Source organism: Okeania sp. (assembly GCF_983059655.1).
This window is the reverse complement of record NZ_CEZPJD010000758.1, coordinates 1-1832: the sequence shown is the minus strand read 5'-3', so window position 1 is coordinate 1832 and position 1832 is coordinate 1. Positions and strand designations below refer to the sequence as shown.

At 32.9% G+C, this 1832-nt stretch carries 1 pseudogene; it reads right to left on the bottom strand.

The window, feature by feature from the left end:
• A pseudogene (locus AC3DU7_RS27920) lies at window positions 1-587 on the bottom strand (hypothetical protein); the annotation flags it as partial.
• Window positions 588-1832 lie beyond the last annotated feature (1245 nt).

Sequence of the window (1832 nt, the reverse complement as noted above, 5' to 3'; positions counted from 1 at the left end):
GAAGAACCCGAACTTCCTTTCCAAGTAGCTGCAGTTGTGCTGCTTAACCCTGCCGGAATTAATACTCCACCTTCAACAGTATCTTGGTCATTTCCCATGGGTGCCCAACTGGTAGATTTTTTGCAAGCAATATCTAAACAACGATATTTTGCTTCCGGTGTTGCAGGTTGACTCAGGGGAAAGGCCCAGTAAGAGCCAAGGAGCGATCGCAGTTCTTGCCTTACTCCTGGTTTAGATTTTCTCCCTACCTGGCCACTAGCTATTAATTTCCCTCCTTGTTTCACCCACTCTTCTATAATTTCTACTTGAGTTTGGGTTAAGGTTTCAATGTTTGGTAAAAAGATAACTTTCACCCCAGATAGGTCAGCTACTGTATTAATTTGCCGTAGTTCTATAGGTTCATAACTTATACCTAAATTGCTTATTCGTGTAATGATGTTATTCCATTCATCTGTATTTCCTGAGTCTCGAATTATTCCTAATAAAGTATTAGCTCTGCTTGAGGTTGGTAAAAGTACAATTAAACTTAGTAAGGCACTTGTTAGTTGTGGTAAAAATTGTTGATATATAGGCTTTTTTTTATTCATTATTTCTCTTTATTTAATCAAATAAGTATTCAAATAAACTTTATTAATAATTGCTTGAATTAAGAGGATATCTGAAAAGTTTTTCGATACTGAATTTTGCCCCCCTAGCCCCCAACTTTGGGGGGAACAAGAGTCAATTTGCTTCTAAAATTCCCCCAATTTTGGGGGATGCGCGGGGGCTTGGATGTAGCATAAGGGACTTCTCAGACAACCTATAATAGTTATTTTATTTCACAAGTTATTTTGTTGAGATAAGTTTTATTAGCATTAAATGGTGGCAATGACCAATTATTTTTTTAACATATTCAAGCTTTTATGTCAAACAAGTATATTCACAGAATATAAATAATATAAGTACTTACTAAATTTTCAATATTGTTTCATGATTTATTTAATCAATCTACAGGTGAAAATTAAGTAGTGTTTATTTATTATTTATCAATAAATAGGACTAACTTTCAGGAGAAAATTATATTTAACTTTCCAGAATTTTCCTTAAGGATTTTGATATAACTTACTAAAGTTTTGCAATGAATGAAAATTTTGTGTCAGTAATTTAGTAGTTTGATTTGAATGATGCAGAAAATATCTTGTAATTAAAGAAAGGCTGAACTCAGAAAAAACTTAAAATTTTCCAAGTGTTTAAATATACAGTCTTAGACAAAGTAAACTCCTATTGAATTAAAACTACTGTTGATAATTAATAGATAATTACTATGACTATTTTTAGTATCAATAGGTACAAAAAAAATATATATAAATCTAAATAGCTTTACTGATATAAGTTTTGGCTAGTTTGTAAAATAAAAATTAAAGATTATTACTCAGGAGTTACGTATGAACGCCATTGGTAGGGTGTGTTAGCGGTAGCGTAACACACCGAAACCCTATATATATTTTCAGTGCGTAAGTTCTGTTGCTAATAAATAATTTTATAGATATATAAGGCTTTGTTGCATGAATGTTGCGATCGCGACTTCTCCCCATAAGAGAAGTTAATTAGAATTCTACTTTGTAGCTTTCTGGCTTACAATCCTGTATCATGCGATTAAGTATGGCACATTGTATGAACAACTCTATCGCTTGATTGCTGAATTTCCTTCGTCGCAACTTACCCCCAAATATTACTTTCAACCTAAACATAGTATAGCAATGAGCGCTGGTATATTTACAAATTGCAGGATTTGCCCAATAGCTAAAAGTCTTATATGATCAGCAATTTATTCCCCCAGATGAGCTGTTGCC